The sequence below is a fragment of the Janthinobacterium sp. PLB04 genome, assembly GCF_021165895.1.
Classification (GTDB): Bacteria; Pseudomonadota; Gammaproteobacteria; order Burkholderiales; family Burkholderiaceae_D; genus Janthinobacterium; species Janthinobacterium lividum.
The window spans coordinates 5,191,801-5,215,805 of record NZ_CP088968.1; the positions used below are offsets into that span (position 1 = coordinate 5,191,801).

General features: G+C 61.8%; 20 protein-coding genes. 11 read left to right on the plus strand and 9 right to left on the minus strand.

Annotated features, from left to right (window positions below):
* Positions 1-78 precede the first annotated feature (78 nt).
* From LSO07_RS22910 to LSO07_RS22930, 5 genes are all read left to right on the plus strand, one after another.
* Positions 79-1,401 (plus strand): aspartate aminotransferase family protein, encoded by a 1,323-nt coding sequence (locus LSO07_RS22910; RefSeq protein ID WP_151096649.1) that lies wholly within the window; start codon positions 79-81, stop codon positions 1,399-1,401.
* Positions 1,402-1,600: 199 nt separating this feature from the next.
* Positions 1,601-3,820, plus strand: coding sequence for a serine/threonine-protein kinase (locus LSO07_RS22915; protein ID WP_151096650.1), 2,220 nt, complete (start codon positions 1,601-1,603; stop codon positions 3,818-3,820).
* Positions 3,817-4,374, plus strand: a complete 558-nt coding sequence (locus tag LSO07_RS22920; RefSeq protein ID WP_139091538.1) for a hypothetical protein — start codon at positions 3,817-3,819, stop codon at positions 4,372-4,374. The genes LSO07_RS22915 and LSO07_RS22920 overlap by 4 nt, the downstream gene beginning before the upstream one ends.
* 397 nt (positions 4,375-4,771) lie before the next feature.
* Positions 4,772-7,462 carry a DNA mismatch repair protein MutS gene (mutS, locus tag LSO07_RS22925; RefSeq protein WP_151096651.1) on the plus strand — a complete coding sequence of 897 codons (2,691 nt, stop codon included), beginning with the start codon at positions 4,772-4,774 and terminating at the stop codon, positions 7,460-7,462.
* On the plus strand, positions 7,459-8,496 hold the full coding sequence (locus LSO07_RS22930; protein WP_151096652.1) for a hypothetical protein: 1,038 nt from the start codon (positions 7,459-7,461) through the stop codon (positions 8,494-8,496). The genes mutS and LSO07_RS22930 overlap by 4 nt, the downstream gene beginning before the upstream one ends.
* Positions 8,497-8,686: 190 nt before the next feature.
* Here the strand turns inward: LSO07_RS22930 and LSO07_RS22935 are convergent, their stop codons facing one another.
* Entirely contained in the window at positions 8,687-9,232 is a 546-nt protein-coding gene (locus LSO07_RS22935) for an FKBP-type peptidyl-prolyl cis-trans isomerase (protein ID WP_034783360.1), read from the minus strand.
* A gap of 93 nt (positions 9,233-9,325) precedes the next feature.
* Between LSO07_RS22935 and LSO07_RS22940 the strand changes: the two genes are divergently transcribed.
* Positions 9,326-10,447 carry a cupin domain-containing protein gene (locus LSO07_RS22940; RefSeq protein WP_034783359.1) on the plus strand — a complete coding sequence of 374 codons (1,122 nt, stop codon included), beginning with the start codon at positions 9,326-9,328 and terminating at the stop codon, positions 10,445-10,447.
* Positions 10,448-10,801: 354 nt separating this feature from the next.
* Positions 10,802-11,056: a hypothetical protein gene (locus LSO07_RS22945; RefSeq protein WP_034783358.1), complete on the plus strand. Its 255-nt coding sequence runs from the start codon at positions 10,802-10,804 to the stop codon at positions 11,054-11,056.
* A 279-nt stretch (positions 11,057-11,335) separates the two neighbouring features.
* Here the strand turns inward: LSO07_RS22945 and bamC are convergent, their stop codons facing one another.
* The 8 genes from bamC to LSO07_RS22985 form a co-directional block, all read right to left on the minus strand.
* The gene (gene bamC, locus LSO07_RS22950) at positions 11,336-12,529 is read right to left on the minus strand and encodes an outer membrane protein assembly factor BamC (protein ID WP_034783356.1); all 1,194 of its coding nucleotides are present in this window, start codon (positions 12,527-12,529) and stop codon (positions 11,336-11,338) included.
* 80 nt (positions 12,530-12,609) lie between these two features.
* On the minus strand, positions 12,610-13,488 hold the full coding sequence (dapA, locus tag LSO07_RS22955; protein ID WP_151096653.1) for a 4-hydroxy-tetrahydrodipicolinate synthase: 879 nt from the start codon (positions 13,486-13,488) through the stop codon (positions 12,610-12,612).
* Between the two features lie 84 nt (positions 13,489-13,572).
* Complete coding sequence (locus tag LSO07_RS22960; RefSeq protein ID WP_151096654.1) at positions 13,573-14,145, minus strand: class I SAM-dependent methyltransferase; 573 nt, start codon at positions 14,143-14,145, stop codon at positions 13,573-13,575.
* A gap of 42 nt (positions 14,146-14,187) precedes the next feature.
* Positions 14,188-14,865 carry a site-2 protease family protein gene (locus LSO07_RS22965; RefSeq protein WP_034783349.1) on the minus strand — a complete coding sequence of 226 codons (678 nt, stop codon included), beginning with the start codon at positions 14,863-14,865 and terminating at the stop codon, positions 14,188-14,190.
* A gap of 93 nt (positions 14,866-14,958) precedes the next feature.
* The gene (locus tag LSO07_RS22970) at positions 14,959-15,582 is read right to left on the minus strand and encodes an L-threonylcarbamoyladenylate synthase (RefSeq protein ID WP_034783341.1); all 624 of its coding nucleotides are present in this window, start codon (positions 15,580-15,582) and stop codon (positions 14,959-14,961) included.
* A 38-nt stretch (positions 15,583-15,620) separates the two neighbouring features.
* On the minus strand, positions 15,621-16,505 hold the full coding sequence (htpX, locus tag LSO07_RS22975) for a protease HtpX (protein ID WP_151096655.1): 885 nt from the start codon (positions 16,503-16,505) through the stop codon (positions 15,621-15,623).
* Between the two features lie 213 nt (positions 16,506-16,718).
* Positions 16,719-17,552 carry a 3',5'-nucleoside bisphosphate phosphatase gene (locus tag LSO07_RS22980; RefSeq protein WP_151096656.1) on the minus strand — a complete coding sequence of 278 codons (834 nt, stop codon included), beginning with the start codon at positions 17,550-17,552 and terminating at the stop codon, positions 16,719-16,721.
* A 90-nt stretch (positions 17,553-17,642) separates the two neighbouring features.
* On the minus strand, positions 17,643-18,518 hold the full coding sequence (locus LSO07_RS22985) for an alpha/beta fold hydrolase (protein ID WP_070260478.1): 876 nt from the start codon (positions 18,516-18,518) through the stop codon (positions 17,643-17,645).
* Between the two features lie 206 nt (positions 18,519-18,724).
* Here LSO07_RS22985 and LSO07_RS22990 point away from each other — a divergent pair, with 206 nt between their 5' ends.
* The 4 genes from LSO07_RS22990 to LSO07_RS23005 all read left to right on the plus strand — a co-directional run bounded on the left by LSO07_RS22990 (position 18,725) and on the right by LSO07_RS23005 (position 23,911).
* On the plus strand, positions 18,725-19,249 hold the full coding sequence (locus LSO07_RS22990; protein WP_070260363.1) for a gamma carbonic anhydrase family protein: 525 nt from the start codon (positions 18,725-18,727) through the stop codon (positions 19,247-19,249).
* Positions 19,250-19,253: 4 nt separating this feature from the next.
* Positions 19,254-20,234 (plus strand): Hsp33 family molecular chaperone HslO, encoded by a 981-nt coding sequence (hslO, locus tag LSO07_RS22995; protein ID WP_070281206.1) that lies wholly within the window; start codon positions 19,254-19,256, stop codon positions 20,232-20,234.
* 138 nt (positions 20,235-20,372) lie between these two features.
* Positions 20,373-22,781, plus strand: a complete 2,409-nt coding sequence (locus LSO07_RS23000; RefSeq protein WP_225317397.1) for a TonB-dependent receptor — start codon at positions 20,373-20,375, stop codon at positions 22,779-22,781.
* Positions 22,781-23,911, plus strand: a complete 1,131-nt coding sequence (locus LSO07_RS23005) for a glycerophosphodiester phosphodiesterase (RefSeq protein ID WP_151096657.1) — start codon at positions 22,781-22,783, stop codon at positions 23,909-23,911. Before LSO07_RS23000 ends, LSO07_RS23005 begins: the two co-directional genes overlap by 1 nt.
* Positions 23,912-24,005: the final 94 nt, after the last annotated feature.

The following is a 24,005-nucleotide window of genomic DNA, read 5'->3' on the forward strand; positions in this document are numbered from 1 at the left end:
ACAAATACATCAAACGTTGTTAAATGGCGCAACGCCTTCTATAATCGGTCTTCCCCTTGCCGATAAGAAAGCGATGCCATGAGCCATGTCTTCCACCGCAGCTTGACCGCCAGCTATCCCGTCGCCACGGGCGGCGATGGTCCCTACCTGATCGACGCCGACGGCAAGCGCTACCTGGACGCCTGCGGCGGCGCGGCCGTCTCCTGCCTCGGCCATGCGGATGCGGCCGTCATCGCGGCCGTGCAGCAGCAGGTTGCCAGGATGGCGTACGCGCACAGCTCGTTTTTCACCAGCGAGCCGATGGAGCAGCTGGCCGATTTCCTCGTCGCCCGTGCGCCTGCCGGCATCGACAGCGTGTATTTCGTCTCGGGCGGTTCGGAAGCGGTGGAAAGCGCGCTCAAGATGGCGCGCCAGTATTTCGTGGAACGGGGCCAGCCGCAGCGCCGCCACGTCATTGCGCGCCGCCAGAGTTACCACGGCAACACACTGGGCGCACTGGCCACGGGCGGCAACGCCTGGCGCCGCCAGCAATTCGAACCGCTGCTGATTGGCGTGACCCATGTCTCTCCCTGCTACGCCTGGCGCGACCAGCCAGCCCATGAAACGGACGGCGACTACGTGGCGCGCCTGGGCCAGGAACTGGAAGACACTATCGCCGAGCTGGGCGCGGACAAGGTCATGGCCTTCATCGCCGAACCCGTCGTCGGCGCCACGGCCGGCGCCCTGCCCGCCGTCGCCGGCTACTTCCAGCACATGCGCGACATTTGCCAGCGCCATGGCATCCTGCTGATCCTCGACGAAGTCATGTGCGGCATGGGGCGCACGGGCAGCCTGTTCGCCTGCGAGCAGGAAGGCATCACGGCCGACCTGATCTGCATCGCCAAGGGCCTGGGCGCCGGCTACCAGCCCATCGGCGCCGTGATGGTCTCCAAGGACATCCGCGACACCATCCGCGCCGGCACGGGATTCTTCCAGCATGGCCACACGTATATCGGCCACGCCACGGCCTGCGCCGCCGCCCTGGCCGTGCAGCGGCAGATCGAGGAACGCGGTCTGCTGCTCAACGTGCGCGCCATGGGCAACTTGCTGAAAGAGCGGCTGCTTGCGCGTTTCGATGGCCATGCGCACGTGGGCGACATCCGCGGCCGCGGCCTGTTCCTGGGCCTGGAACTGGTGCAGGAGCGCGCCAGCAAGCAGCCTTTCGACCCTGCCCGCCGCCTGCATGCGCGCATCAAGGCGCAAGCCATGCACAACGGACTGATGTGCTACCCCATGGGCGGCACCATCGATGGCCTGCATGGCGACCACATCCTGCTGGCGCCACCCTACATCATCGACGCCAGCCACGTCGATGAGATCGTCGACAAGCTGGGCGCGGCCATCGATGCTTGCGTGGGGTAGCCGCGCAAGCCGCGGCAGAAATGCGCAAGGGCCTCGACCAGCAACTTTTGTTCACTCCTTGCCAATATTAATTGACTTATTTTAAACAATCGTTTTAAATCAGGAAGTTACTCAAAATCAATCATCTTGAGCATTCAAACATCGCATTGCCCTTTTCGATGCTGGACGCCCACGTTGATGCACTCTGAAGCCAAGGTATATGGAACTGCTCGACTCCCTGCGTCAGCCCCCACTGCAAGACGACACGATCAGCGGGCACTATGAAGTGCGCCGCTTGCTGGGCGAAGGCGGTTTCGGCCATGTATTCGAAGCCTGGGATGCCAAGCTGTGCCGCAGCGTGGCGCTGAAACGCCTGAAACCGCAAGCCGACGTGCTGCATCCGGAAAAACTCATCAATGAAGCGCGCCTGGCCGCCTCGCTCAAGCATGCCGCCTTCGTGCGCATTTTCGCCATCGAAGGCCAGGGCACGAGCCAGTCCATCGTCATGGAACTGGTCGAAGGCCAGACCTTGGGCCAGTTCATGCACAGCGGCAAGGCTGACCTGCAAGCCGCGCTCGACATCGCTTACCAGATCGCCGACGCCATGGACGAGGCGCACGCCATGGACCTCGTGCACGGCGATCTGAAACCGTCGAACCTGATGCTGGAGGCAAACGGCAAGGTGCGCATCCTCGACTTCGGCCTGGCCCGCCACATCGACCCGCAAGCAACGCAAACGACCACCCTGTGCGACTTGCAGGGCACGATTGCCTACATGGCGCCCGAGCGCCTGATGGGCCGCCTGCCCGACACGCGCGGCGACGTATATGCCCTGGGCGCCATGCTGTACGAAATGCTGGCCGGCCAGCGCCACTTCGCCCACCTGAACGGCCTGGCCCTGGCCGCCGCCCACATGCAGGCAACGGAAGCCTGGCCCGACCTGCCGGAAACCGTCCCGCCCACCATCAACGCCCTCGTGCGCGCGATGACGGCGCACGACCCGGCGGAACGGCCACGCACCATGCGCGATGTGCGCGACGTCATACAGGCGCGGCAAAACGGACCGGTAACACAGGCAGTACCGGTAGCCGATGCGCCAACGGTCAAACCACCGACTTCGATTGCCATCCGCCTACAACTACCGCTCAAGCGCAGCCTGCTGGCGGCTGGCGCCATCCTTGTACTGGGCCTTACCGCATGGCAAGGCCCCGAGCTGATAATGTCCTGGCGTGACCACCATGGCACCTTGCCGTACTCCGAAGTGGGATCCATGAAGGCTGGCATGGACGCCATGCGCACGTTTGACCAGGACAATAGCCAGAAACAGGCTGTCACGCATTTCTCGACTGTGTTACAGCACAACCCCAATAATGCCGCGGCGGCCGCAGGGCTGTCTCTCGCATCGAGCCTGCGCTATATAGGAGAGGGCCGCGACGATACCTGGCTACATCGGGCTGAAATCAATGCCAGGCAGGCTCTGGAAGCAGACAATCAACTGGCACTGGCGCATGTCGCGCAAGCATGGGTATATGAAATACAGGGCAAGAGCGACGAAGCGCTGCATGCGACGTCGAACGCCCTGAATCTCGAACCGAACAGTTTCCTCGGCTTGTATTGCAAGGCACGCGTGCTGATCGCCACCAATAAATTCGATCTGGCCAAGTCCATACTGGACCAGGCCATGACGGCCTATCCCGGCGAGCATGTGTTTGTAACCTTGCTTAGCGTCATGCAGTATAGGCAGGGAGACTACCCCCGTGCCGAACAAGGCTTCCGGAAAAGTATTTCCATGTCGCCCCACTCCCCCAGCACCTATGCCTTCCTCAACGCCACGCTGTTAAGGCTGAATCGCGATGTGGAAGCGCTACAGGTCTTGCAGCAAGGCTTACAGATCGCTCCATACTGGGAGCTTTACACCAACCTAGGAACAACCCTGTTTGCCAAGGGCGACTATCTCGGTGCCGTGCAGGCGTTTGAGAATGCCGTATCCGAAACCAAGGGCAGTCCCGGCATCTACTTGCTGTGGGCCAATCTGGCCGATGCACAACGCTGGGTTCCGGCGCAAATGCAGGCGTCCAAACAATCCTATGCGCGCGCCATCGCCCTGCTACGGCCCATCGTCGAACGCAAACCCAACGATGTCACCGTCATTTCGCGCCTGGCGCTTTACCAGGCCTACACGGAAGAAAAGCAAGCCGCGCTACTGGGCGTGCAGCACGCACTTAGTCTCGCCCCAGAAATGGCTGACGTGCAGTTTCGCGCCGCCCTCACGTATGAACTTACGGATATGCGCGGAGAAGCGCTGGCTGCGCTGCAACAAGCCAGCACGCTTGGCTATCCCCTCAATCTGATCGAGTCAGCCCCCGATCTGTTGAACCTGCGACGAGATGCTCGCTACCAGCAGTTTATTATTAACCTGAAAAGAGATCGTAAAACATGACGCCTGTAAGCCCTTGGATGAAGTTATCCGTGCATTTTGATGCAGATCAAATTACCAACCAGCTCGACTACAGCTTCACCTCGTGCGACGGCACGGCCGATCCACGCCATGGCCCCTATATGGGCGGGGTACACTTCCAGAAGGGACAACATGTCTATCTCGACGTGACTTGCTGCGGCTCCAAGGAGAGCGGCTTCAGCTCGTTCCAGATCATCGATTGTTGCATCATCAGCGTGCCACAACTGACGCAGATCGGTCCGAAAGTCCCTACCATCTACTCACCGCCATCGCCCTTCCTGCAAGCCGTAGGCGCCACTTATAGCTTGCCACTGGACTTCGAAATCCAGCAACTGCTGGGCGATACCGTACCGCCAACGCTGCATCATATCCGCCAGGAATGGAAACATACGCTGGACGTGGGCTATGCAAGCGGCCGCTGGGAATTGTCTTTCGTCATCACCGTACGCATCATGCGCGGCGAAGACTCGCCGCCAGAATTGCGCGTATTTTCCTTTGACCCGGAAAGTTCAGTCGGCGGGAATGTCCTGATGTAATGCCCCGCACCTGATCCCGCCCATCGGCATGGCGTGCGGGATCAGGTGCGGCAAGCGACACGGACTCCGGCCAGCCATGCGGGTACACCCTGCAATCCGTGCGCGACAGGGCCGATGTCTGCGGCTAGCGGCCAGGGAAATCCTGCCGGCACCACAGCGGCGTCCCGCGCCCGCAGTCAAGCGTACCGCTTTGACAAAAATTCATCCCTCCCCTCACAAGTCGTCGCAGCCCTCGCCACCCGGTGATGGTAAAGTGTGGCCTGCTGCGGAAAATTTGATCACGCGTATATTCAATGAACATCCCCGCCGTGCAAGGCGAGGGGCGACGACGATGCGCGCAGGCTCCGCCAGGCACACGAACACCACACAGAACAACGCTTAAAATCAAAGACTTACAATGAATATGCAGTCAAATACCGAACTGGCAAACATCGCCAAGAGCAAACTCACGCCCATGATGCAGCAATATTTAGGCATCAAGGAAAACCACCCGACGATGTTGGTCTTCTACCGCATGGGCGATTTCTACGAGCTGTTTTTCGAGGATGCGGAGAAAGCCTCGCGCCTGCTGGGCATTACCTTGACGGCGCGTGGCGTGGCCAGTGGCAACCCGATTAAAATGTGCGGCGTGCCGTTTCATTCGCTGGACGGCTACCTGGCCAAGCTGGTCAAGCTGGGCGAGTCGGTGGCCATTTGCGAGCAGATCGGCGACCCGGCCACCAGCAAGGGTCCCGTCGAACGCAAGGTCATGCGCGTCGTCACGCCCGGTACCCTGACGGATGCGGACTTGCTGCCAGAGAAGGCCGAGCGCCCGCTGCTGGCCATGTGCAGCATCACGCAGCGCAAGACGGTCACCACTGGCCTGGCCTGGCTGTCGCTGGCGAGCGGCGCTTTGAAGTTGATGGAGTTTTCCGGCGACAGCGGCACCGTGGCCGTGCGATTGCAGCAGGAACTGGAACGCATCGTGCCGGCTGAAATTCTCAGCGGCGACAATGGCAACCTGTTCGACGACTACGCGGGCACGCACATCAACCGCGTGCCGGACTGGCATTTCGACGTGGTGGGCGGCCACAAGGCCTTGCTCGACCAGTTGGGCGTGGCGACTTTGACGGGCTTCGGCGCCGATGGCCTCGGCGCCGCGTTCGGCGCGGCCGGCGCGCTGCTGCGCTATGCGCAATCGACGCAGGGACGCGGCTTGCAGCACGTGCGCTCCCTGACGACGGAAACGGAAAGCGAATTCATCGGTCTGGACGCGGCCACGCGGCGCAACCTGGAATTGACCGAAACCATCCGCGGCCAGGAATCGCCTACGCTGTTTTCCCTGCTGGATCATTGCCGCACGGCCATGGGTTCGCGCATGCTGCGCCACTGGCTGCACCATGCGCGGCGCGACCAGAACGTGGCCCGCGCGCGCCATGAAGCCATCGCCGCGCTGGCGCAAAGCGAAGCGGCCGGTCCGCTCGCTGCCACCCTGGCGCAAGTACCCGATATCGAACGCATCACCACGCGCATCGCGCTGCTGTCGGCGCGTCCGCGCGACTTGGCCGCCCTGCGCGACGGCTTGCTGCAACTGCCGGCCCTGCGCGGCGACGTGGTCCGTTGCTATAGGGGTGAACAATGCGGCCAGGGCGGCGAAACCGGTTTGCTGGCCGCCATCCATACGGCGCTGGCCACGCCTGTTGCCTGCCTGGACTTGCTGGTGCGCGCCGTGGCGCAGGAACCGGCCGCGATGGTGCGCGACGGCGGCGTCTTCGCCACCGGTTTCGACGCCGAACTCGATGAATTGCGCGCGCTGTCGGAAAACGCGGGCCAGTTCCTGCTCGACCTGGAAACGCGCGAACGGGCACGCACGGGCATCGCCAACCTGCGCGTCGAATACAACAAGGTGCACGGCTTCTACATCGAAGTCACGCACGGCCAGACGGACAAGGTGCCGGACGACTACCGCCGCCGCCAGACCCTGAAAAACGCCGAGCGCTACATCACGCCGGAACTCAAGGTGTTCGAAGACAAGGCCCTGTCTGCGCAAGACAAGGCCCTGGTGCGCGAAAAGCTGCTGTACGACCTGCTGCTGGCCGACCTGGCGCCGCACATCGGCACCCTGCAGACCATCTCGCAAGGCCTGGCCCAGCTCGACACCCTGAATGCGCTGACGGAACATGCGCAGCAACACAACTGGGCCGCGCCGCAACTGGTCGAGGAACCGTGCATCAACATCGTCGAAGGGCGCCACCCCGTGGTGGAAAAGCAGATCGAACGCTTCATCGCCAACGATTGCCGCTTCGTCAACGAGCGCCGTCTGCTCCTGATTACCGGTCCGAACATGGGCGGTAAATCGACCTTCATGCGCCAGGTGGCCCTGATCACCCTGCTGGCCTACGTGGGCAGCTACGTGCCGGCCGCTTCCGCCACCATCGGCCCCATCGACCGCATCTTCACGCGTATCGGCGCCACCGACGACCTGGCGGGCGGACGCTCGACCTTCATGGTGGAAATGACGGAATCGGCGGCGATTTTGAACGGCGCCACCGAGCATTCGCTGGTGCTGATGGATGAAGTGGGCCGCGGCACCTCGACCTTCGACGGCCTGGCTCTGGCCTGGGCCATCGCGCGCCATCTGATCGATACGAGCCGCAGCTTCACCCTGTTCGCGACGCATTACTTTGAGCTGACGCAACTGCCGGACAGCCACCCGAGCGCCGCCAACGTGCATCTGTCCGCCGTCGAGCACAAGGACAGCATCGTCTTCCTGCACGCCGTGCAAGCCGGTCCCGCCTCGCAAAGCTACGGCTTGCAGGTGGCGCAACTGGCTGGCGTGCCGCAGCCCGTGATCAAGGCGGCGCGCAAGCACCTGGCGCGCCTGGAAGCGCAGGCGCTCGACGCCACGCCGCAGCGCGACCTGTTCGCCGCACCGGCAGCCGATCCGTATGCACAGGAGGAAGAAGAGGAAGCGGCGGCGCCGCTGGCAGCGCTGAACGCGGCGCAGCAAGCCTTGCTCGACGCCATCGCCGACCTCGATCCCGATGCGCTCACGCCGCGTGACGCGCTGGAACAGCTGTATCAGCTGAAACGGCTGGCCGCCGCATGACCTGCCGGCGCAGCTCGATACGCCTGCTGGCCGCCGGCTTGCTGGCTGCCAGCCTGCCATGGCAAGCGGCGCTGGCCGCCCCGGGCGACCAGGCCGGCTTCGAGTTTGCCGTGCTGGGCCATTCCTTCAACGCGGGACCGGACGACGGCCCCCTGAAAAAAGCCATCGCCGACACCAGCGCCTTCAATGCCTCGTTCGTCGTGGCCACCGGCATCAAGGCCGCCAGCGAATCGTGCAGCGACAAGCTGTATGGCCAGCGCAAGGATTTGCTGGACGCCAGCGGACCGCCGCTGATCGTTTCGCTGTCGGCCAGCGACTGGGCCAACTGCCGCAATTCGCGCGGCAGGGTCAACGCGATCGAACGCCTGAACCGCCTGCGCGACGTGTATTTTGCCGATGACCAGAGCCTGGGCCAGCGCAGGCTGACCCTGTCGCGGCTGTCATCGACGGCGAAGTTCCGCAGCTATGCGGAAAACGCCCACTGGGAATACGGCGGCGTGCTGTTTGCTACCGTCAACCTGCCCGCGAACAACAACCATTTCTTGCCAGAAGCGGGACGCAACAGCGAATTCGAAGACCGCCTGGTCGCCAACCGCTCCTGGCTGCAGCGCCTGTTCGCCATGGCGCAACGCAAGCAGCTCGACGGCATCGTGCTGTTTTCCGATGGCGACGCGGGCGTGCTCGATGAAGACGACAATTCGCTGCTGCCCAGCTTCAGTTCGAAACAGGACGGCTTTGCCGGACCGCGCAAGCAGATCCGCACACTGGCGAAGAAGTTCAGCGGCAAGGTGTTATTGGTCGATACGCAGCGCGATGGCGACACGGATGGCAAGGAGGGGAAAACCAAAAAAGCCGCAGCCAAAACAGGCGGGCCGAAGATCAGCTGGAAAGGCAACCTGGGCCACGTCAGCATCAACAACGACTGGGCCGCCATCGCCGTACGGCCCGGCAAGACGCCATTCTTTGAGGTGCGTCAACGCGCCGTCAGGCCATCGGCACAAGCCAGGGCCAGGGCGTCGACCGTGCGCCGTTAGCGCATAAGCAAACAGGCCGGCATGTAGCCGGCCTGTTTTCATTCAAGCAGCGTCACGCCCAACAGACGTCACGACGCCTGACAAAACCGTAGCGAGCAGCTGCGCGGCGTGGCCGAGAAGCGCAACCGTACTAGAGTACGGTGAGCATCGCCGGCCGCGCCCCGCTGCGCGCAGCAGGTTTGGTCAGGTGTTAATGAATAGGGTGGGTGCGGAAGTGGTCGCCCTCTTCGCCTTCATCATCTTCATCGCCATGGTCATGGCCGTGGGCGCCATGCACGTGGCCATGGGCGATTTCTTCGTCGGTGGCTGCGCGCACGTCAGCGACGGTCAGCGAGAAGCGCAGCGCGATGCCGGCCAGTGGATGGTTACCGTCCAGCACGACCTTGTCGTCGGCGATATCGGTGACCGTGAAGATCATCGCTTCTTCGTCCGGCGAATCGCTTTCCGGCATGCCTTCGAACTGCATGCCCACTTCCAGCGGCTCAGGCAGGCGATTGCGCGGCTCGACCTTCACCAGGGCTGGATCGTATTCACCGAAAGCATCATCCGGTTCGATCTGGATCGTGTTGGAATAGCCAACTTCCTTGCCGTCGAGCTCTTCTTCGATCTTCGGCAGGGTGTTTTCATAATCACCGTGCAGGTAGACCATAGGCTGACGGCCGTCTTCGATCAGATTGTCTTGCGCGTCTGACAGTTTGTAGTTGACAGTCACGACCGTATTTTTGGCAATCTTCATTATGCTTCCTTTCATTGTATAAGCTGGCAAATTATACCTTCACGCCGCCAACGGCAGGCGCATTCCTGCATTTCCGGTTGTTATAATGGGCGCATGAAAAAATTAACTCTCCTCGGCGATATCACGCCGGCGCAATTCCTGCGCGACTACTGGCATAAAAAACCCTTGTTGATCCGTCAAGCTGTGCCTGGTTTCAAGGCACTGTTCGATTTCAAGGCCCTGGCCGAGCTGGCTACCCTGGACCACGTCGAATCGCGCCTGGTCAGCCATGCGGATGGCCACTGGAACATGCAGCAAGGTCCATTGACCAGCCTGCCCTCGCTGAAACAGAAGGAATGGACCTTGCTGGTACAGGGCGCCAACTTGCACAGCGCCAAGGCCGACGCCCTGCTGCGCCAGTTCCGTTTCCTGCCGGACGCGCGCCTGGACGACCTGATGGTCAGCTTCGCCACCGATGGCGGCGGCGTGGGCCCGCATTTCGATTCGTATGACGTGTTCCTGCTGCAAGGCCAGGGCAAGCGCCACTGGCGCATCGGCGCGCAGAAAGACCTGAGCCTGATCGACGGCTTGCCGCTGAAAATCCTCAGCAACTTCACGCCCGACGAAGAATTCACGCTGGAACCGGGCGACATGCTGTACCTGCCGCCCCACTACGCGCACGACGGCGTGGCCATCGGCGACTGCCAGACGTATTCGATCGGCTTCCGCTCGCCATCGTTCCAGGAACTGGGCGAAGCCTTCCTGCAATTCATGGCCGACTCGATCGACTTGCCGGGCATCTATAGCGATCCGGACCTGAAGGCGTCGGGCAAGCCGGCGGAAATCCCCCGTGAAATGCTCAGCACCATCACGGAAGAAATGAACAAGGTGCGCTTCACGGAAGAAGATGTGACCATTTTCCTCGGTGAACACCTGTCGGAACCGAAGCACAATGTATTTTTCACGCCGCTGTCCAAGCCGCTAACGGTGGGCCGCTTCGCGGACGCCGCACAGAAAAAGGGTGTCGTGTTGTCGCGCAAGACGCTGATGCTGTATCGTGGCAAGAATGTCTTCATCAATGGCGAATCGTTTGCCATTGGCAAGGCCGATAAAACGGCCTTGGAAACCCTGGCCAACGAACGCGCCCTCGATGGCACAGCCGTAGCCCAGGCTTCCGATGACGTGATGGATGCCTTATATACCTGGTATCAGGATGGCTGGATCGAACTGGCTTGAATGGGTGCAGCGTAGTAAAAGTGGTATTACAGCAGGGGGAATATCGGCATCTGCGCTAGCGCAATAAAACATATTATTTTTATATCGTTTTGTCGCGCTTTCGCAAATCGCTTACACTTGCTTGCAATTTGCTTCGGCAAATATTGCGATATCACAAAATAGTTGCGAATTTGCCTCTTGCTCCTATTGCGACGCACCAAAAATCGCTATAATATTCGGTTAGGAAGTTTCCGTTGTCTGGCAGGCACCACCTGGTACGAAAAGCCTTCGAAGACGACCTAACGAGCGATAATTACCGGTAATTATTCATCGCAACAATATTGATTTATTTTTTGAAATAATTAAGGAAAACAAATGAAAAAATCCCTGCTGATCGCCTCCCTGATGGTTGTTGCTCTGGCTGCTTGCAGCAAAAAAGAAGAAGCTCCTGCACCAGCACCAGTAGTTGAAACCCCAGCACCAGCACCAGCAGTTGAAGCTGCTCCAGCTGCTGCTGCTGACGCTGCTGCTTCGGCCGCTACCGACGCTGCTGCTGCTGCTTCGGCTGCCGCTTCGGCCGCTACCGACGCTGCTTCGGCTGCTTCGGCTGCTGCATCGGCTGCTAAGTAATTTAGCACCCTGCACTAAAGAAAGCCGGCCTTCGGGCCGGCTTTTTTATTGGGCAAACGCCCAAGCAAACCTACCGCGCCGCGCTTTGCGGCCTGCGATGTTCACCGTACTCAAGTACGGCTACACTTCTTGGCCACCAATCACTGTCGCTCGCCACGGTTTTGCTGGACGCCGCAAGCACCTATTGCATACCCAAAATAAAAAGGCTGACCCGGTTTTTACCGGGTCAGCCTTTTTTATGATGTGTGACAGCTTTTGATAGCCGCCACTCAGCGAACCTTATTTCAACTGGTCATTCAGCAGACCCAGAATCTTCTCTGCCACTGGCGAGACATCCGGCTGGCCTTCGTTGCTGAGAATGCTGACCAGGCTGGTCGAGCCATTGCCGGCCTTGACCAGAACGCGGTAGCGCTGCGCGCCCTTGTCCTTGTCGGACGACGAGCCCCAGCTGAACAGTTTCGAGAAGAAGCCATCTTTCTTGACGGCATCCGGATCGACGTAACGCACGAAATACGTGCCTTGCGTGCGGTCGCGGTCTTCCACGGTGAAGCCAACGCGGTCCAGTGCCAGGCCGACGCGGCGCCAGGCGCGGTCGAAACTTTCATCGACTTCGATGGCGCGCGCCGGCGTGGCGGCGTCGCCCACCAGCTTGGCGTGCTGCGGCTGCACGATGGCGGCATCGACAGCCGTCTTCGCCTGCGCATCGTCGCTGGCCGCGCCCAGGCGCGTCATCAACTTGGCGAGGAATTGCGCTTCCAGGCCCGGATCGTTCGGACGCGCGGTCCAGGTGGTGGTTTCCTTGTCGCGGCCCGTGACAACCTCTTCCACGCCACGGTGGCTGATGTAGATCTCGGTCGAACCATCGGCCAGGCGCTCCACGCGGGTACGGTATTTGTCTTTTTCGCCGCTCGAATACAGGCCGTCGAAAGCCTTGCCGATCGTGCTGCGAATGATATCTTGCGGGATCTTGGCGCGGTTTTCGTTCCACTCTGTTTCCATGATGCCAGCCGTCGGCTGGTCGATGGCGATGGTAAAGCCAGAATCTTCCCAGAATTGCTTGAGCTGCGGCCACAGCACTTCAGGCGACTGCTTGACGACCAGCCAGCGCTGGTTGCCCGCGCGCTCGACCTTCACGCCGCCTGCCGTGACAGGCACGACGCCCACCACGCCGTCGGCGCCCACGACGACGGGCGTACCGGCCGTGGCGTTGCGCTGCGCGTTGTAGCCGGAAGCCGTGGCCACGCCATTTTTCGAATCCGGCAAGGAATAACGGTTGTCCTGCTGCAATTGCGTCAGGTCAGGCGGCACGTCCAGGGTGCCGGCTTTCTTGACCGACTTGTAGTCGACCTTGTCGCCACCGACTACCGAACTGATCATGCCACAGCCCGCGAGGCTGGCTGCGACGGCGCCGATGACGATGCCGCGGACGGCGATGGTGGCAGGCGCCGATTTGGTTTTCTTGCAATTAGTCATGTCGTAACTGGATAAGAAGCTAAGTAGCAGCTGGAATCAGGGAAGGTCCGGACTGGTCGAGTCCGGGCTTGAAGTTCGGCTTAAGACAGGATGCCAGCGTCGCGCAAGGCATCGCGCACGGTGGCATGGCAATTCTCAGCCAGCGGCACCAGTGGCAAGCGTATGCCGGCTGGCATCAGGCCCATTTCGGCCAGCGCCCATTTGACGGGCACCGGGTTGGGCTCGACAAACAATTTCTGGTGCAAAGGAAAAACTTTGTTATTGATGCCAATCGCCGTGGCGCGCTCGCCCGCCATGGCCGCGACGCACATGTCGTGCATGGCGCGCGGCGCGACGTTGGCCGTCACGGAGATATTGCCGTGGCCGCCGCAGAACATCAGCGCCATGGCGGTCGGATCATCGCCCGAGTACACTGCGAAGTCGGCCGGCACGAGGCGCAGCAGGTCGATGCCGCGGCCGATATTGCCGGTCGCATCTTTCACGCCAACGATATTCGGGATGGCGGACAGGCGCACAATGGTTTCGTTGCTCATGTCGGCAACCGTGCGGCCAGGCACGTTGTATAGGATGACGGGGATGTCGACGGCTTCGGCGATGGCCTTGAAGTGCTGGTACATGCCTTCCTGGGTAGGACGGTTGTAGTACGGCACCACTTGCAAGACAGCATCGGCGCCCGCTTCTTTCGCGTAGCGCGTCAGTTTGATGGCCTCGGCCGTGGAGTTGCCTCCGGCGCCGGCGATGATAGGAATGCGTCCCTTGGCATGTTCGACGGTCAACTGGATCAGTTCGCAGTGTTCTTCCACGCTGACTGTTGCCGATTCGCCCGTCGTGCCAACGATGACGATGCCGTCCGTACCCTCGGCGATATGCCAGTCGATCAGCTTGCGCAGGCCTGGAAAGTCCAGACTGCCGTCTGCGTGCATCGGGGTGACGATTGCTACAATGCTGCCCTTGATCATAGTAAGTTTATAGCGCCGATAAATAAAACAACGATTGTAGCGGATAGCCCGCGCCTGTGGTGCATTCTGACATAGTATGGCCGCTCAAAACGTCGGCAGCAGGGCTGCCAACCGTGGAAAATCCGGCCGGACGGCACAAATTCGTTGCACCAGAGCAGCTTTTGGCTGTTCCACGCGCCCATCCTCATACGCTACCACACGCAAGCCGTGCTGGACCGCCCAGGTCAGCATTTCGCCTTCCTTCAGCAGGAACTTCGGATTCGACGGCTTGCCGAACTGCTCATTGCCTTCAGCAAACGTTTCATACAGCAGCACGCCATCGGGCGCCAGGCTGGCAATCATGGCTTCCAGCAGGGGCCGGTGCAGGTAATTGGTGACGACGATGCCGGCAAAACGGCCGGGGGCGAAAGGCCACACGGCGCCCTGCCCTTCCAGGTCCACCAGCGACGTGGTGATGCCCGTGCCAGCCGCCTTTTCCAGCATTTCCGGATCATGGTCGAGCGCGATCACGGGGTGGCCCAGGCTTACCAGGTGGCGCGCGTGGCGGCCCGCGCCGCAGGCCAGGTCCAGCACTTCGCCGCCGGGGATCAGGGGCGCCCAGCGGCGCAGCCAGCCGGAAATCGCTTCGGTTTCTAATATTGGTTCAGTTACTTGCATCGGTACTTCCATCAATTATTTGCGTCCATCCAGTTGCTTGCATCAAGTCAACAGGGCTGTCAGGGGCGTGACCAGGGTGACAAAAATGCCAATGACAAATTCGATCGCCGCCAGCAAGGCGCGGTTCAATACGCCCGTGTACATCAGCAGCACCAGGGCGCCGAAGACATACAGGCTGTAGCGCTCGATACTGGCGTAAGGACGCGCCAGCTGCATCGGCAGCAAGCCCGTCATGATGCGTCCGCCATCGAGGGGCGGCACGGGAATCAGGTTAAAGACAAACATGGCCGCATTCACGCTGACGCCGGCGCCCGCCATCTTGCGGAAAAACATGCCCATTTCCGTCGGCGGCATCACGCTGAGCACGACAAAGGCGATCATCCAGCCCAGGCCCATGACGAAATTGGCGCCAGGACCGGCAAACGCCACCCAGGCCATCTGCTTCTTCGGATTGCGCAGGCGGCTGAAATCGACAGGCACCGGCTTGGCATAGCCGAACGGCACCTGGATCGTGAAATACAGCATCAGGGGCAGCAAGATCGTGCCGAAAGGGTCGATATGCCGGATGGGATTGAGGCTCAGCCGGCCTTCGTTCGAGGCCGTGGGATCACCGAAATAACGGGCGGCATAGCCATGCGCCGCCTCATGCAGGGAAATGGCAAACAGCACCGGCACCAGGTACACCGCAACGGTCTGGACTATCGTATTGAAATCGCTCATGACCGCGATTCTACCAGAGGCGAACTAGGCTCTTTCTTACGTTGTCATTAAGAACAGATGAAGAACGGCGCCAGAACAGGCCTGCGATGCCGCCTACAAACCCAGCACGGCCGGGTCGCCCCGTCCCACGCGCACCACTTCCGGCTCCGCTCCCGTCAGGTCGATCACGGTGCTGGGGCCATGCGCGCAGACGCCGCCATCGATGATCAGGTCGACCAGCTTTTCCAGCCGTTCGCGGATCGTGTCGGCGTCCGTCAGGCTGTCTTCATCGCCGGGCAGAGTCAATGTCGCGCCCAGCAGCGGCTGGCCCAGCTCTTCCAGCAGGCATTGCACGATGCGGTGCTGCGGCACGCGCAGGCCGATGGTCTTGCGCGAAGGATGGCTGAGGCGGCGCGGCACTTCCTTCGTCGCTTCCAGGATGAAAGTGTAGGCGCCCGGCGTGGCCGCCTTGAGCAGGCGGAACTGGCGGTTGTCCACGCGGGCATACACGCCCAGCTCGCTCAAGTCGCGGCACAGCAAGGTTAAATGGTGCTTTTCATCCACGCCCCGGATGCGGCGCAGGCGCTCGACGGCGCCCTTGTCGTCGAGCTGGCACACCAGCGCGTAGCAGGAATCCGTGGGCAAGGCCACGACGCCGCCGGACTGGATGATTTGCGCCGCCTGCTTGATCAGGCGCATTTGCGGATTGTCAGGGTGAATCTGGAAAAATTGACTCATGTGTAAGCGTTCTGGCGAACCAGCTTGTTAAGTTAGCATTATTGTACGCCGCGCAGCGCGGCGATGCGTTGTTCGAGGGGCGGATGGGTGGCGAACAGCGCGCCCCAGCCGCCATTGCCGCCGCTGATGCCCAGCGCCTGCATCGATTGCGGCAGCTCGCCCGGCGGCACGCCGCCCAGGCGGGCCAGCGCGTGCATCATCGGCGTGGGGCTGCCCAGCAGCTTGGCGGAACCGGCGTCGGCGCGGAATTCGCGCTGGCGCGAGAACCAGGCCACGATGATGGAAGCGAGCAAGCCGAAGATCACTTCGCACACCATGACGGTGACAAAATAGCCAATGCCGCGCCCGCCGCCTTCGCGGTTGTTATTTTTCAACAGCACGTTATCGACAAAGAAACCCACCACGCGGGCCATGAAGACGACGAAGGTATTCACCACGCCCTGGATCAGGGTCAGGGTCACCATGTCGCCGTTTGCGACGTGGGCGATCTCGTGGCCCAGCACGGCTTCGACTTCATCGCGGTTCATGTTTTGCAGCAAACCGGTGGAGACGGCCACCAGCGCGGAATTCTTGAAGGCGCCCGTGGCAAACGCATTCGCGTCGCCCTCGTACACGGCCACTTCCGGCATGCCGATGCCGGCCCGCTCGGACAAGGCGCGCACGGTATTGACCAGCCACAATTCCGTCGACGAAGTCGGGTTGTCGATGACGCGCGCGCCCGTGCTCCACTTGGCCATCGGCTTGCTGATCAACAATGAAAAGATCGAACCCGTGAAGCCCACCACCAGCGAAAACACCAGCAGGCTGCCCAGGTTCAGGGTGCTGCCGCGCGCCGGATTGCCCACGCCCAGCAAACTGAGCACGAGCGACAGCACCAGCATCACGGCCAGGTTGGTTGCGATAAACAGGACGATACGTTTCATGGGCGATGGCTCCGGATGACTATGTATAACAAGAATAACAAAAAGATATGCACGCTAACGCAGATTTCAAGCAGCGACACGACGGCGCATCGGCAGCCAGGAAAATCGTCGCGAGCGGCAGTGATTTGTGGCCGAGAAGCGCAACCGTACTGGAGTACGGTGAGCATCGCCGGCCGCAAAGCGCGCCGCGCAGCAGATTTGCCTGGCTGTCAGCTAAAACCAGTCGTGCCAGATCGGGGTGACGTTGGCTGGCAAAGGCGGCAGCATGGCAAAATCCACGCGCGACTCGCCCGGCGCATGGAAATCCGTGCCGCGCGAGGCGAGGAAGCCGTAAGCGTTGGCCAGTTGCGCGTATTCCGGATACTGGTCCGGACTGTGGCTGCCCGTGACGACTTCGATGGCCACGCCGCCGAGTTGTTTGAATTCATCGAACAGCACGCCTTGCGCCATGTCGCTGAAGCGGTAGCGGCCCGGATGGGCGATGACGGCCACGCCGCCCGCGCCGCGTATCCAGCCCACCGCTTCGGCCAGGGTGGCCCAGCGGTGCTCGACGTAGCCCGGCTTGCCTTCCGACAGGTATTTCTTGAACACGTCGGGGATGTTCGCGCATTTGCCCGTTTCCACGATGTAGCGGGCAAAGTGCGTGCGCGACATCAGGTCTGGGTTGCCGACGAATTTCAAGGCCCCTTCATAGGCATCGGGGATGCCGGCCAGGTCAAGCTGGCGGGCGATTTCGCGGCCGCGCGCGTCGCGCCCGGAACGCGTCTGGTGCAAGCCCTGCACCAGACCCGGATTATTTTCATCGACTTGCAAGCCGACGATGTGCACGGTTTCGCCAGCCCACGTAATGGAAATTTCCACGCCGGCCACGAAGCGCATGCCCAGGTCCAGCGCGGCCGTGCGCGCGGCGGCGATGCCGGACACTTCATCGTGGTCCGTCAACGCCCACACGTCGACGCCCGCCTTGCGTGCGTGCGCGGCCACGGCGGCGGGGGACAGCACGCCGTCGGAGATATTCGAATGACAATGCAGGTCGACTTTAAGCATGTGAAAACAATACCCTGCACGGGCTCAGCATGGAAGAAGTTTTCATTGTACGCTGCTTGTCAAATAGCGCTGCAGCGTTCCCGACACACATCAGGCCAAAAAGGCTTCCACCAGCCGTGCCAATGCTTGCGGCTGATCATGATGCAGCATGTGGCCCGCGTCCAGCATCATCTCGCAGCGCACATCCTTGATGCAGGCCAAACGCCGGTCGATTTCGATGCGCGCCTGCTCCTTGGGCCCCATCCATTGCCACATATTCGTGTCATCGGCCTCCACCCACAGCACGGGCGCCGTGATGCGGCGCCAGCAGGCCATCACCTCTTCCACCTGGTACAGGATGGGATTGACGCGCTTGTGCTGCGGGTCGCCCATGATGTCCCACTCGCCCGCCTCGTTCTGCGCCGACCAGTGTTCGGCGAGAAAAGCCGCGCGTTCGTCCGGCAGGCGCGGATTGGTCTTTTGCAGGCGCCCGGCCACGGCCTGTTGCGTGGGATAGCTGCGCATGGCGGGCGGCTCGCGCAATTCATCGAGCCACTTGGCGTAGCGGCCCGGCGCCTGCTCCGGCTTGGTGGCCATCATGCCGAAGCCTTCCAGGTTGATGAAGCGGCTGATGCGCTCGGGCCGCACGCCCGCGTACAGGCCGGCCACGTTGGCGCCCATGCTGTGGCCCAGCAGGTTGACGGGTGCATCCGGCGAATAGTGCAGCAGCATGGCGTCCAGGTCGGCCAGGTAGTCGGGGAACCAGTAGGTATCCGATTGCGTGTAGTCGCTGAGGCCAAAGCCGCGCCAGTCGGGCGCGATCACATGCCAGTCGCCTTGCAACTCGTCGACGACGAATTGGAACGAGGCTGCCACGTCCATCCAGCCATGCACCATGAACAGGATGGGCGCGCCTTCGCGGCCCCAGTGGCGCACATGCGTGCGGGCGCCGCGGATGTTGATGAATTCGGAACGGGAAAGTTTCATGGGTTTCATCGGATGCCTGCCTTGAAAGTGGCGCAGATGGCGCCACATGCTGTGTCTGTAGATAGGGCGCGCATAAAAGTACGACCGTTCGATAATTATACCGGATTAATGCCCGGCGCTCGGACTTGCCCTGCAACAGCGTAAAATAGCGCAAAACTTCCGCGTCCGGCCGTGCCCGGCGCTTCCACCACCGCCACAGGCTAACGATGACACTCTACCAATTGGGCGCCGATGCGCCGCTGATTGATGCTTCCGCTTTTGTTGCCGACACGGCCAATGTGATCGGCAAGGTGACCCTGGAAGCGAATACGTCCGTATGGTTCGGCGCCACGATTCGCGGCGACAACGAACGCATCACCGTGGGCGCCAACAGCAATGTGCAGGAAGGCGCCGTGCTGCATACGGATCCGGGCTATCCGCTCGACATCGGCCGGAACGTCACTATCGGCCACCAGGCAATGTTGCATGGCTGCACGATCGGCGATGGCGCCCTGGTCGGCATCCAGGCCGTGATCCTGAATGGCGCGAAGATCGGCAAGAACTGCCTGGTCGGCGCGGGCGCGCTGGTCACGGAAGGCAAGGAATTTCCCGACAATATGCTGATCATCGGCTCACCGGCGAAAGCCGTGCGGGCCCTGACGGCAGACGATATCACCAGGCTACAAGGCAACGCCGTGAACTATGTGCAACGCGGCCAGCTATTTAATACGCAACTCAAGAAGATTGGATAAAAGAATGACGACTGAAACCACGGGCGCAGTCAGCGCAGCCCTTACCGGCCAGGATACCCTGCAAAAATTTATTTTCGACAACGCCGCCGTGCGCGGCCAGTTCATCGACGTTTCCGGCACCTGGCAGGAAGTGGTCTCGCGCCACGCCTACCCGACGGCCGTGAAAAAAGTGCTGGGCGAAATGGTGGCCGCCGCCGCCCTGCTGTCGGCCAACCTGAAATTCAACGGCTCCATCATCATGCAAATCCACGGTGACGGTCCCGTGCGCCTGATGGTGGTCGAGTGCGATTCCGACCTGCGCCTGCGCGCCACGGCCAAGCTGGACCCGGACGCCACGATTCCCGACGTGGCCACCGTGCCGCAGCTGCTCAACGCCACGGGCAAGGGCCGCTTCATCATCACCCTGGACCCGGCCGACAAGGTGCCGGGCCAGCAACCGTACCAGGGCATCGTGCCGCTGGACGGAGACGACATGGCCACCGTGATCGAAAACTACATGTTGCGCTCGGAACAGCTCGATACGCGCCTGTGGCTGGCCACGGACGACACCGTCTCGCGCGGCCTGCTGCTGCAAAAGCTGCCACACCATGGCGGCAAGGCCGAAGCGACGCCTGTGTCGGAAGAAGATGCGCTGGACACGTGGAACCGCGCCGTGATGCTGGCGTCGACCCTGAAAGAGGCGGAAATCCTGTCGACGGACATCGATACCCTGATGCAGCGCTTGTTCTGGGAAGAAACGATCCGCGTCTTCGACCCGCTGCACCCGAGCTTCCATTGCACTTGCACGCGCGAAAAAGTGGGCAATATGCTCAAGATGCTGGGCGAGGAAGAAGTCAACAGCACCCTGGAAGAAGTGGGCCAGGTGGGCGTGAACTGCGATTTCTGCGGCCAGCACTACGAGTTCGACAAGGTCGATTGCGCGCAACTGTTCATCACGGATGCGCCGGCCGAAGTGCTCATCCCGCCAGCCGCCAGCATTAACTAATTGTAATAATCTCCGCGCCGCCCCTCAGGCGGCGCAATTGTTTCTACTGTCATCTTCCCGTCATCAGTTCGTCATCAGCCCGTCACGCGCCGCCGTTACGCTGCGCAGCTTGTATTACTTCCCACTTTCCACAGGCTGATGATGACCACCCACTTGACGCTGGCCCTGCGCCGCCATTCCTTTCACGTGTTGCTGGGCGCTTGCGCCGCGGGCTTGAGCCTGCCGGCCCTGGCGCAAACGGCCGTCGCCGCCGCCGTGGCGTCCGCCGCCACCGACATGGCCGCTGCCCCGGCTGCCGACGACAATGCCCCGATCACCACCGTGGAGATTTCCTCGCGCAAGACGCGTTCTTCCGTCGCCCTGAGCAAGAGTGAAATCCAGAAAATCCTGCCCGGCACGAATCCCCTGAAAGCCTTGCAAACCTTGCCCGGCGTCAGCTTCCAGACGGCCGATCCATGGGGCAACAACGAGCAGAACCTGTCGCTGTTCGTGCATGGCTTTTCCGGCCAACAACTGGGCTACACCATGGATGGCGTGCCGCTCGGTGACCAGCAGTACGGCAACTACAACGGCTTGTCGCCGCAGCGCGCCGTGATCAGCGAAAACGTGCGCAGCGTCGTGCTGTCCTCGGGCGCGGGCGACCTGGCCACGGCCTCGACCAGCAACCTGGGCGGCACCATCGAAACCTATTCCAGCGACCCGCTGGCCACACAGGGCGCCAGCGTGCAGCAAACGGTGGGCAGCCACCGTACCTCGCGCACGTTTGCCCGCTACGACACGGGCGCCTTCGGCGACGGCAGCAGCGCCTATTTTTCCATCCTGCACCACGAAGCGCGCGCCTGGGACTTCGATGCGCGCCAGGGCGGCGACCAGTTCAACGCCAAGTACGTCAACCGCAGCGAGGCGGGCAAGCTGACCCTGTTCTTCAATTACTCGGACAAGATCGAGCCGAACGAAGACAGCACCGTGCACGTCGCCGGCGAAACGAGCGCGCCGTACACGCGTCCCTTCCTGTATCCGGATTTCAAGGCGGCCCTCAACTACCTGTCGCCGACGGGCGCGACGCCTGCCGCGGACGGCAACAATTACCGCAATTACTACAGCGATGCGCAGCGCACCGATTACCTGGCCTACGCCAAGTTCGACGCCAATTTGTCCGAAGGCATGACATGGTCGAACCAGGTGTATTACCACAAGGATGACGGCGCGGGCGTGGTGGCCGGCCCCATCGGCGTGGCCGGCTTGCCGGGCCTGTTCAGCGTGTACTACCCGAAACAGAACCTGAAGGAAGTCTTCGGCAACTCGGGCTACGCCGTGCGCACGACGGAATACGACATCAAGCGCGGCGGCTTCATTTCCACCCTGCGCAAGGAAATCGGCGAGCATCAGCTGGAAGCGGGCTTGTGGCTGGAACAGAATCGCTCGTCCGCCTACCGCCGCTGGTATGCGCTGGACGTCAACAACCCCACGTCGCCGTATGACCGCCCCAGCAATCCCTTGATCACGCAATACGGCAGCGAGATCGACAACAAGGTGGTGCAGCTGCACTTGCAGGATGAATGGCGCATCCGTCCCGATATCGCCCTGCAGGCCGGTTTCAAGTCCAGCCTGCAGTTTGCCGATGGCCAATTCCCCGTGCAGCCGGCCAAGGGCGCCATTTCCGGCGGCTCGACGGCCTTGCCGGTCGGTACCATCAACACGAAAAAATGGTTCTTGCCGCAAGTGGGCGCGCGCTGGGACTTTACGCCGCAAGACCAGCTGTACTTCAATATCCAGAAGAACATGCGCCAGTTCGTCACCTACGGCGGCGGCGGCGCCTCGCCGTGGAGCTTGTCGAGCCAGGCCGCGTTTGATTTGTTCAAGCGCGATGCCAAGCCGGAAACGGCCCTCACCTATGAAGTGGGCGTGCGCGGCAGCCACGCCTTGAACCTGGGCGCCATCACGGCCATCGATGGCCAAGTCAACGTCTACCACGTCGATTTCAGCAACCGTTTGCTGCAGATCAGCCCGACGCCCGTGATTTCCTCCATCATCGGCGGCAACCCCGTGCTGGCCAACGTGGGCAGCGTGCGCACGGACGGCATCGATATCGCGGGCACCGTCCACTTTGGCAACAATTTCTCGTTCTACAATGCCCTGTCGTACAACCGCTCGCAGTACGCGGACAATTACAACAATGGCGCCGCGCTGGTGCTGACGGCGGGCAAGAACGTGCCAGGCTCGCCTGAATGGCTGAACAAGTTCGTCGCTTCCGCCACGGTTGGCGATATCGAAGTGCAACTGACGGGAGACTATGTGGGCAAGCGCTACGCGACGTACACCAACGATCTGTCCGTCCCCAGCTATTTCCTGATGGGCCTGGGCGTGTCGGGCAAGCTGCCGGCCATGGCCGGCTGGCTGAAAAATCCGCGCTGGAGAGTGAATGTCAGCAACCTGGCCAACCGCAAAGGCGCGCTGAACGTGGTGGTGGGCGCGGCCGACAAGACGTACAACACCTTCCCGATCGCCCCGCGCCAGGGCTTCCTCACCTTGACGGCGGATTTCTGATGCGCGCGCCCGCTCTGCCCCGGCGTCACCTTTCGCGCCGCAGCTTTGTCCGGGCGGCCGCCGGCGGCCTGGCCCTGGCCGCCGCGCCCGGCTTCGCGGCCGGCCTGCTGGAGACAAAACCGGCGCGTCCGCTGGTGTTTGCCCACCGCGGCGCCAGCGCCCTGCGTCCCGAGCACACGCTGGCGTCGTACGCCAAGGCCATCCTCGACGGCGCCGACTACGTCGAGCCGGACCTGGTCGCCACGCGCGACGGCATCCTCGTGGCGCGCCATGAAAGCAACCTGATCGACACCACCGACGTGGCGCGCCGTCCCGAGTTTGCCAGCCGGCGCGGCAAGAAGCTGGTCGACGGCGAATGGCACGAAGGCTGGTTCGTCGACGACTTCACCCTGGCCGAGCTGAAAACCCTGCGCGCCATCGAACGGCTGCCGAAAGTACGCACCGGCAACACCTTATATGATGGACAATTCCAGATCCCGACGTGGGAAGAAATCATCGATTTTGTTGCAGCGCAATCGGCCGCCAGCGGGCGCATCATCGGCCTCGTGCCGGAACTGAAAAGCTCGACCTACTTCCGCGATGCGGGCCTGGCGCTGGAAGACCGTTTCCTGTCGACCATGCTGGCGCACGAGTACACGCGCCGCGCGCCGATCGAGATCCAGTCCTTCGAAGTGGCGAATCTGAAATACCTGCGCGAAAAGCTGGGACGGCGCGCCAACGTGCGCCTGATGCAACTGGTGGTGGGCGGCGATGTGCGCCCGATGGATGTGGCCAAGGCGGACGGCAAGCTGACCTTCGGGCAAATGATCACGCCGTCCGGCCTGCGCGACATCGCCGCCTACGCGGACGTGGTGGCGCCGCCCACGCGGGGCGTCATCCCATTGGGCGCCGACCAGCGCCTGGCCAAGCCCTCTTCCATCGTCGACGATGCGCACCAGGCGGGCTTGCTGCTGCACACGTGGACCTTCCGTCCGGAAAACCGTTTCCTGGCGGCCGACTTCCGCGACGGCAATGGCGAGAATGCGCGCAACGAGGCCGGTTCCGTGGCGGAAATGCGGCGCTATATCGAGACGGGACTGGACGGCTTTTTCAGCGACGATCCGGGTCTGGGACGCATCGCCGTCGGATAAACATTTCGTAACAAATTCATTTTCAGGGCGTGGCCGATGGCTACGCCCTTATTATGCGTTTCTTGAATTTCTGAAATTGGAATTTGAAATTGGA

Excerpts from the sequence above, each read along its gene's own strand:
- LSO07_RS22910 (WP_151096649.1), top strand. The coding sequence starts at position 79 with ATGAGCCATGTCTTCCACCGCAGCTTGACCGCCAGCTATCCCGTCGCC.
- LSO07_RS22915 (WP_151096650.1), top strand. The coding sequence starts at position 1,601 with ATGGAACTGCTCGACTCCCTGCGTCAGCCCCCACTGCAAGACGACACG.
- LSO07_RS22920 (WP_139091538.1), top strand. The coding sequence starts at position 3,817 with ATGACGCCTGTAAGCCCTTGGATGAAGTTATCCGTGCATTTTGATGCA.
- mutS (WP_151096651.1), top strand. The coding sequence starts at position 4,772 with ATGAATATGCAGTCAAATACCGAACTGGCAAACATCGCCAAGAGCAAA.
- LSO07_RS22930 (WP_151096652.1), top strand. The coding sequence starts at position 7,459 with ATGACCTGCCGGCGCAGCTCGATACGCCTGCTGGCCGCCGGCTTGCTG.
- LSO07_RS22935 (WP_034783360.1), bottom strand. The coding sequence starts at position 9,232 with ATGAAGATTGCCAAAAATACGGTCGTGACTGTCAACTACAAACTGTCA.
- LSO07_RS22940 (WP_034783359.1), top strand. The coding sequence starts at position 9,326 with ATGAAAAAATTAACTCTCCTCGGCGATATCACGCCGGCGCAATTCCTG.
- LSO07_RS22945 (WP_034783358.1), top strand. The coding sequence starts at position 10,802 with ATGAAAAAATCCCTGCTGATCGCCTCCCTGATGGTTGTTGCTCTGGCT.
- bamC (WP_034783356.1), bottom strand. The coding sequence starts at position 12,529 with ATGACTAATTGCAAGAAAACCAAATCGGCGCCTGCCACCATCGCCGTC.
- dapA (WP_151096653.1), bottom strand. The coding sequence starts at position 13,488 with ATGATCAAGGGCAGCATTGTAGCAATCGTCACCCCGATGCACGCAGAC.
- LSO07_RS22960 (WP_151096654.1), bottom strand. The coding sequence starts at position 14,145 with ATGCAAGTAACTGAACCAATATTAGAAACCGAAGCGATTTCCGGCTGG.
- LSO07_RS22965 (WP_034783349.1), bottom strand. The coding sequence starts at position 14,865 with ATGAGCGATTTCAATACGATAGTCCAGACCGTTGCGGTGTACCTGGTG.
- LSO07_RS22970 (WP_034783341.1), bottom strand. The coding sequence starts at position 15,582 with ATGAGTCAATTTTTCCAGATTCACCCTGACAATCCGCAAATGCGCCTG.
- htpX (WP_151096655.1), bottom strand. The coding sequence starts at position 16,505 with ATGAAACGTATCGTCCTGTTTATCGCAACCAACCTGGCCGTGATGCTG.
- LSO07_RS22980 (WP_151096656.1), bottom strand. The coding sequence starts at position 17,552 with ATGCTTAAAGTCGACCTGCATTGTCATTCGAATATCTCCGACGGCGTG.
- LSO07_RS22985 (WP_070260478.1), bottom strand. The coding sequence starts at position 18,518 with ATGAAACTTTCCCGTTCCGAATTCATCAACATCCGCGGCGCCCGCACG.
- LSO07_RS22990 (WP_070260363.1), top strand. The coding sequence starts at position 18,725 with ATGACACTCTACCAATTGGGCGCCGATGCGCCGCTGATTGATGCTTCC.
- hslO (WP_070281206.1), top strand. The coding sequence starts at position 19,254 with ATGACGACTGAAACCACGGGCGCAGTCAGCGCAGCCCTTACCGGCCAG.
- LSO07_RS23000 (WP_225317397.1), top strand. The coding sequence starts at position 20,373 with ATGATGACCACCCACTTGACGCTGGCCCTGCGCCGCCATTCCTTTCAC.
- LSO07_RS23005 (WP_151096657.1), top strand. The coding sequence starts at position 22,781 with ATGCGCGCGCCCGCTCTGCCCCGGCGTCACCTTTCGCGCCGCAGCTTT.